We start from the raw sequence: 7,335 nt of genomic DNA, 5'->3' as shown, positions 1-7,335 counted from the left end.
GCCTTCTTGCCCGCGCCCCCGGTGATGGGATGCGCGTTCTCGTTTTTCTCGTCATCGTTGTCATCGTGGGGGCCGTGGTGACTGATCGCGCGATCACCAAGGGCATGAATGTGTCCCTGCAGGTGGCGAGCTTTTTGACGCTCACAGCAACTACTCCGAATGCAACGGATGCTGAGTCGCAACCTTCCCAATCTGCGGGCACTGTGGCTACCCCTATCCCTCGCTAGGGCTCTTGCGAGGCCTCATAGCCTTCTCAATAAGGTGGCGCACTGCATGAGTGGTCTGTGTACTTCACCTGTGATAGAAATTGGATGGGTTGCTGTCATCACGGTTCGTGCGTGACAGACCAGGCTTGGCAAAAACAACGAATAGGGAGCCCAATGGCAGTAGATGTGACAGCGCTTGAGCCGACGCGCGCGGGCGATACCGTGGTCGCACGCGAGATGGCCGCACTGTGGCCCAACCTGTTCGGGCCCGATGTGTATGTGCCGCTGAAGATCGGCATCGACAAGATCTTGGCCATCGATGCCCAACGCCGGGGCTCAGCCCTCACGCGCGCCAAGATTCGTCTTTTCTTGGGATGGCATGTAAGAAGAGCCCCATACCTTGAAGCTGTACAGCAGGGCGGTCCTCGCCACAGCATCAACGGCGCGGCCGAGAACGCCCGGACGGTCACCATGGCCAATGCTGCATATGCCCAGGAGAAGCTGCAGGCTCTGCTGAAACGCAACGATGCTCCATCCGCCGATGATCTAGATGGCGAAGAGGGCATGACCTGGTGGAACGGGCTTGATCGCCGGGAGAGGGCGAAGTGGATGAAAGCTGCTGGTGACACTGGCGTTGCTGCTGATGCCTGGAACTCCTTCAAAATCGCACTTGGATCGCTGACCGAGAACGCTGGCCGTGGTTGAGGCAACCACTGTGTTCGACCTTCAGCCACGCGAACGCCTCTTCTACCGAGACCGCCTTCGAGCTGCTCGATATGCGGCCCTAGCCGATGCCGAAGCTTTCGAGTCAATTTGCTTCGCGCTTGAAGCTCTTGGGCTTCGTCTGCGCGGCAGACAGGAAGCATTGGGGCTCTACAGGGAAAAAATCGCTCCTCAGGCGATCAGGGCGCTTGTCTTTGCAGAACTCCCTGGAGCGTTCCCCCTGCGTTTCAAGACCTTTGAGGCGCTTTTCTCGATTGTTCTGGCCGCGCGCAACGATGCTATGCACACGGGCTCCTACGCCCGCCACGCGACGCAGGCGGCAATCGAGTTGTGTATTGGTTTGGAGGAGGCCCTGATGGCTGGTGTAGAGCGAACGGTTGAGAACCTGATGGTCTCGTCACCCGTGACCGTTGAATCGTGGCAACCGGTGGCACACGCACGGCAGCTCATGCTGATGCATTCGTTCTCGTTCCTGCCAGTGCGATTGGACGGAGCCTGGTGCCTGGTGTCGGAACTGGGGCTCGCCAAGTACCTCAGCGAGGGGGCACGGAAAACCCGCCTGTGTGAGTCCATTGCGGATGCAAGAAGCAACGGCATGCAGGTGCGCGAAATAAGTGACGCGGAGCTTCTTCGTGCTGGGATGCCTGTTTCCGGTGTGCTTGCCGGTGCACAGGTTCAGGATGGCCCAATGCTCTGGTTGGTGGTGGACGAGCGCCAGCCTGATCATTTGGCTGGCGTTCTCTCACCCTTCGAATTGATGTAGCCACCACATCGGCCGTGGACTGCGATGCTTCTACTCAGCATCCAGACCAGAAATTCACTGGCTATCACCTCCGGCCTGCAAATACTTCTCGAAAAGGTATTGGACACGATTGGCGTCAGCAGGCCCGCCTTTGTATCCGTAGGCAGCGTCTACTGCTCGGTCCAGAGCCGCGTGTGCAGTTACCAGCTCTGCAGGCATGGTGGCGAGGTTGTAGAGTTGTGCCAGATTGCTGTCCGGGTACAGCGACCTAGCGTCCAATACTGCTTGCGCCGCTGCTTCGATGGCCTGGCGCTGTTTCTCGGTTGGTTTCTCGGGCCACGGGAAATTGTTGTAGACGATCTTCACCGAGTAGCGGTAGTCGCTCTTCATGCGCCCCGCCACGGTGCGCATCCAGGCATTGTGGGCGCTGCTTGAGAGAACACCGAAGTGGTAGAGGGTGGCGTCCGGGACTGTTTTGAGAAGGTTGCTTGCGAGGATCGAAGAGTCGAGAAACCCGATGGGGATGTATCGACGCTTTTCAGACGAGACCTCGGGGACCACCAAGTAGTTGCCCTTCGGGAAGAACTCGACATGGAACCGGCGCGGCGTCTCGGCCAGTGCAATCGTCGGTGCACTGCCACTCTTTTCACGGTATTTCCGTACCGCTGCGACACGCTGTAGGCAATGGGGAAGCTGGTCCAGTTCCTTTGGCGAGACATCCTTGAGGAGCAGGCACCAGCGTTCGATCCCGTTGAGGAATTCTTCCGAACCAAGCCATCGGCGGAAAAATGGTGCGCTGCCGGGCTCGTCGGCGATGAAGTCAGCCTTCTGCTCGGGCGTGAACAGGTAGTGGCCGTCATCAATGGGTTTGTTCCCAATCCCCATCTCTGGAACCTGGCTCAATGGGGTGGAGCGGCGCTTGAGGACCACATCGGTGGCATCTACCAGGTACGGGTTAATGCGCTTGACGAGTTGGACTTGGGCTTCTGGGGCTTTGATGTTGGAGCCGTATTCGAAAAGGCGCGGTTGATCGGCGGGTTGCATTCCGAACCCGACAATGATGCAGTGGACAGCGGCCACCCCGCGTCCTTCGTTGCTCCATTGAAAGGTGCGATGGGCGAAGTGGATCTGTACTCCCTGCGCCAGCAGGAGGGGCCACAGAACTCCGACCTGTTCACCCTGGCAGATACTGTTGGTGGAGACAAGCGAAGCGCGTACCAACTTGTTCTTTTGCATGTAGCGCGTTGCCAAAACATGCCAGCAGGCCACGAAATCCAGCAGGCCTGCGCTTTGGACGCCATCCATGACCCTGGCCACGTCTGTGCGCTGCGCTGGCTTGAGCAACTTCGCGCCCACGAAAGGTGGATTGCCGACGATGAACGTGCAGTCTTTGGCGGGTAGCACCTCCTCCCAGTCCACCTGAAGTGCGTTGGCGTGGCGGATGTGTGGGCTATGAACTAGGGGCACGCTTGGGCGTGTGCTACCGAAGCGGTCGGCAGCTTCCAGGTTGAGTTGGTGGTCGGTGATCCACATGGCCACCTGCGCAATATGGGCAGCACTTTCATCAATCTCAATGCCAAAGAACTGCTCAACACTCACGCGGATCATGGTGCTGATGTCCAACAGACCTTTGCTCTGTCCCCCCTTGCTGAACAGGCGTTCGATCAGGTCCATTTCCAGGCGACGCATCTCACGATAGGCAATGACCAAAAAGTTGCCGCAACCGCAAGCAGGGTCGAAGACGCGAATCATGGGCAGCTTGTCGTAGAGCGCCTGCAGCTTGGGACGGCTGGTACCTGCGGCATCCAGTTGATCGCGCAGGTTATCCATGAAAAGTGGATTGATAGCCCTCAGGATGTTGCGCTCCGAGGTGTAGTGAGCCCCCAGCTCGCGACGCTTGGCCCCCTTCTTTTTCTTCTTGACCTTGTCGGTGTCTTGCTCTTTGGTCGATTCCTCATCCTGATCCGCTTGGTCCAGCACCCCTTGGAACATTGCGCCGAAGATTGCCGGAGAGATCTTCGACCAGTCCAGGCGAACACACTCAAGCAGCAATTCCCGAAGGGTGCTGTCGAAAGCGGGAATGCCTGATCGCTCGGAGAACAGCTGCCCATTGATGTACTCGAAGGCTTTGAGGTCTTCATCGAGCAAGTTGCTGCGTTTCTTGCTGGGCGTATCCAAGACTGCGAACAACTCACTGAGCTGAGAGCCAACATCCTTGCCGTCCTCGCGAGTTCCCTCCATAAGGCGGCGGAACAGTCCGTTGTCGCCGAATATGGCCGTGTCGTCTGCGAACAGGCAAAACAATAGGCGCGTGAGGAAGATCTCCAAGTCACGGCCTGTGAAATTGCTTTTGAGCAGCGCTTCGTGGAGCGCAGCCATCTTCTCTGCAGCTCGACGGTCGGCCTCGCTTTCCTCGGTGATCTCTGGGGCGGTGTCCCCTACCAGGAACCGGAACCACTCGGCGCGTTTTGACAGCTCCGGCAGGAGGCACGAATACGACTTGTCCTGCGTGAGGTCAAAAAGGATGAACTGATTGAAGTCGTGCAGCAAGACGTAGCGGGGCTGGTCTTGAGGTGGGCAGGCCCACCGGTACTCCTCAGCCTGCGCGCGTGCCTTCTTGAGGTCTTTCCCGAGGCTCTTGCCCTCGATGATCACTTTGCCGGGAATGAAGCCATCCATGAAGCCGTGACTGCCGTCACGCATGGTCAGCCTGAACTCACGACTGTATTGGTGTGGCTGGACGCCGAAGCACGCCAAGAACTGTGCGGTGAAGAGCTTTTCGTCGGCCTTTTCGCTGCTTGCTCCGGCCCATTGGTGCGCAAAGGCAGAAAGTCGCTTGCGCAGTTCGTTCGTCGTGATCTTCGCCATCAGTTTCCCTCGTGTCCGGTGAGACGTTCGTTAGTGCATCGAATCGTGCACCATTCTCGCCCACGGATGAGGGGTCAATGACTCCCAGCGACGTTGTAATCGCCTGCCGGTCAATCAAAAGGGAAGCATGGCTCGAATGTGCTCGGCGGCACTTTCCTCAGCGTCGTTCGTAGGGTAGGCATCGGCGATGGATGCGCACTGTTCGACTACGGCCTGGGTATAGGCAAGGAGCTGGGGGCTCATTGTCTGCCCGACTGCAAGGAGGCCCGTGCCGCGCGCCATCTCTTCGAGATCTTCAACCCCCACGGCGTCAGTCCTGTGTATCCAATCTTTCACGGGTGTCTCCTTGTCTCGACGGTAATTCGCATTGTGCTTTGAGGGACCTTTGGCGGCTACCAGTACCTGGTAGGTCAACCCGCCGCTCTTCGGTCCAGTGGCTCATCGCTCACTGAGTAGACGCATCAGAGTCAGCGCATTGCGTTGGCCCTGATCTTCATGGTTCACGTTGAACACCACATGCATCACATCAACCTTCTCTGCGATGCTGTGGATCTGGGGCACCAGAGCGCGCAATTCATCGTCGGAGTAGTCGTAGTTGAAGCGATCTGACGCAGCCTCGCTTTTGATGTTCCAGGTCTCTTCGTTGCGCCCGTGGAGGCGAAGCACCGCCAATCTGGTGCTGGTGACATCCCACACCGGTTCGACGCTGTTGGATGTGTGCGTAGGGCTGTCCACGATGACATTGGCAACCCCCATCTCGCGTTCGAATTCCAGGGTCGCACTGCGGTGCTGCCCCTCGAACCAGGTCTTGTTGCGAAACTCGACCGCGAGCAGATGGTCCCCCATGCGATCTACACACTCCCGGACGTGGGCCTGGCCATCGCGGTTGTTGATCACCCATGGCGCGAACTGGAAGTGGACCGCCGCAAGCTTTCCTGCACCAGCCAGGGGCTCCAATGACTGTTTGAATCGGCGCCACAGCTCATCGAGCACCGGTATAGGCAAATCCTTGTAGTAGAGGTTCTTCTTGCCTGCCAGCGCCTCAGGCAGAGCCGTGCGTATGTCCGAGTGCAGGACCTTTGGCTGGGTGGCATGGCCGGTGAACAGGCGAAAGGACTTCACATTGAAAACGAAGTCTGCGGGCGTGCGTTCGGCCCAGAGCTGAGCCGTGGAAGCGCTGGGCATCGCGTAGTAGGAGGAATCGACCTCCACCATGGGGAAGAGGCTTGCGTAGTGCCGCAAGCGCGCCTCGGGCGACTTCGCTTCTGGGGGGTAGAACTTGCCGGAGTCGATCAGCGATTTATCTGTCCATGAAGCGGTGCCGACGAGGATTTTCACAGAGGCTCCTTTTCTGGCGACGGCCAAGGGTGCCGGTGCTGGCACAACCTCATATCCGTGGTTGCGCCCGCATCATGCCCTGACGAGATGCCTCATCGTAGGTGACTGCCTGCCGCCAACGTTGTAGGAATTGAGCGCAGCCTACTCCGCCATCGTGCTTTATTTCAGGTGCCCGCGAACTTCACCCTTGAGGCAGCAAGCTCGGAAAGGAGATCGCTCCGCGTGCATGCCTTCGTTGCGGGGTCAATGAAAAACACCAGCGAATTGGGTTCCTCGGCCTCTCTGCATGGATTCGCAGTAATGAAGCTGGCGTGGAAGACCCCGAACAGTACAACGTGGCTGACCATCATCCCGGCAAGCGGTACGCAGGCCAGGGTGTGGCCCCCGTGGTGAGGGTTGGCGAACTGGATTGGGTGCCTTGGCGGGTCCAGGAAGAGCCCCCCAATCCCGATTTCAATGAGGGTGTCGCGCGTCAGACCTACGGTGTTGATCGCGCGCCGGTACCGCTCCCCACTCTGCGAGGTGATGGCCGTGTCTCCCAGCGTGGCCACCGTCATCAGGTAGGCCGTGCGACACATGAACCGCAGCAAGAGGTTCAGATCCATTTCCAAGCTGATTTTCATGGAGCTGTCTATCGGTTGGGGCTCCGAGGCCTGGACTTTCAAGCCTCGCTTCTCCATGCCCTTGAGCACCTTGTCTGCAAGCTCTTTCGCGTCGGGCCCGAAGCCTTTGACGCCTGTCACCAAGCCGCTGGTGGGGTCCTTCTCGACAGGGTAGGGAAGGGAGAACTCAGCGCTACCCGGCGCCAACCTCACTCGGGCAGTATCGCCAGTGGGCAGCGCGCCAGTAAGCACCACATGGTCTTTATCTGAGCGGGATACAACCCCAGCGGAAACGGCCAATAGCTGCAGCATTTCAGAGCGAAGCATGGGCACGTCCAGCTCGATGTTTAGCCTCTGGTTCTCTGATGCGTCAGCGTAGATCTTGAAGGATTCGGGTGTGCCCAGTGCGCTTGCCAAGATGTGTTCGCCGTTGACCGATTTGCACTCGCTCAAGGGTATGGCCAAGTATGGGCAGAGGGTATGGGTGGATTCCATGCGCGAGATCATAGGCAGTACGGACGCTTGCCGATGAATCGCAACGCTCGCTTCGAAGACAAGCTTAAACGATGCGTTGAAGGTCAAAATCGAATGTTGCGTTTAGTTTTAAGCCTCAAACCCACGGGGGATGGTCAAAAACGAAGAGATCGTTGCGTTTGACTACTTCCTGGGTCCATAATGGCTTAAACCTAAGCGATCATTGAGATTCAGGAGCGTGTCCATGCAGATACAGGTAACGTCAGTTGAGAGCGTCGGTGTGGCCATCCGCGCTATGCGCAAGGTCAACAGTATTCGTCAGGAGGATGTGCCTGGGGTAAGCCATGTGTTCCTGCGCGACCTGGAGAAGGGCAAGGACACC

Annotated in this window: 7 protein-coding genes; 3 read left to right on the top strand and 4 right to left on the bottom strand. The window is 58.2% G+C overall.

Features of this window, described 5'->3' with window-relative positions; translation table 11 throughout:
• From ISS20_RS22085 to ISS20_RS22075, 3 genes are all read left to right on the top strand, one after another.
• Positions 1 to 227 (top strand): hypothetical protein (locus ISS20_RS22085; RefSeq protein WP_291439591.1); only part of this gene is annotated, 227 nt, incomplete at its 5' end.
• Between the two features lie 111 nt (positions 228 to 338).
• Positions 339 to 911: a ProQ/FINO family protein gene (locus tag ISS20_RS22080; protein WP_291439588.1), complete on the top strand. Its 573-nt coding sequence runs from the start codon at positions 339 to 341 to the stop codon at positions 909 to 911.
• 10 nt (positions 912 to 921) lie between these two features.
• Positions 922 to 1,692, top strand: a complete 771-nt coding sequence (locus tag ISS20_RS22075) for a hypothetical protein (RefSeq protein WP_291439586.1) — start codon at positions 922 to 924, stop codon at positions 1,690 to 1,692.
• 54 nt (positions 1,693 to 1,746) lie between these two features.
• On the opposite strand, the gene ISS20_RS22070 is transcribed toward ISS20_RS22075, so the two are convergent.
• The 4 genes from ISS20_RS22070 to ISS20_RS22055 form a co-directional block, all read right to left on the bottom strand.
• Entirely contained in the window at positions 1,747 to 4,539 is a 2,793-nt protein-coding gene (locus ISS20_RS22070) for a DNA methyltransferase (RefSeq protein ID WP_291439585.1), read from the bottom strand.
• A 114-nt stretch (positions 4,540 to 4,653) separates the two neighbouring features.
• Positions 4,654 to 4,875, bottom strand: coding sequence for a hypothetical protein (locus tag ISS20_RS22065; protein WP_291439584.1), 222 nt, complete (start codon positions 4,873 to 4,875; stop codon positions 4,654 to 4,656).
• 102 nt (positions 4,876 to 4,977) lie between these two features.
• Positions 4,978 to 5,877 carry a DUF72 domain-containing protein gene (locus ISS20_RS22060; protein ID WP_291439582.1) on the bottom strand — a complete coding sequence of 300 codons (900 nt, stop codon included), beginning with the start codon at positions 5,875 to 5,877 and terminating at the stop codon, positions 4,978 to 4,980.
• A gap of 164 nt (positions 5,878 to 6,041) precedes the next feature.
• Entirely contained in the window at positions 6,042 to 6,974 is a 933-nt protein-coding gene (locus ISS20_RS22055; protein WP_291439581.1) for a hypothetical protein, read from the bottom strand.
• Positions 6,975 to 7,335 lie beyond the last annotated feature (361 nt).

The sequence above is a fragment of the Acidovorax sp. genome (assembly GCF_016783915.1).
Taxonomy (GTDB): domain Bacteria; phylum Pseudomonadota; class Gammaproteobacteria; order Burkholderiales; family Burkholderiaceae_C; genus Acidovorax.
This window is presented reverse-complemented; position numbering and strand designations above follow the sequence as displayed.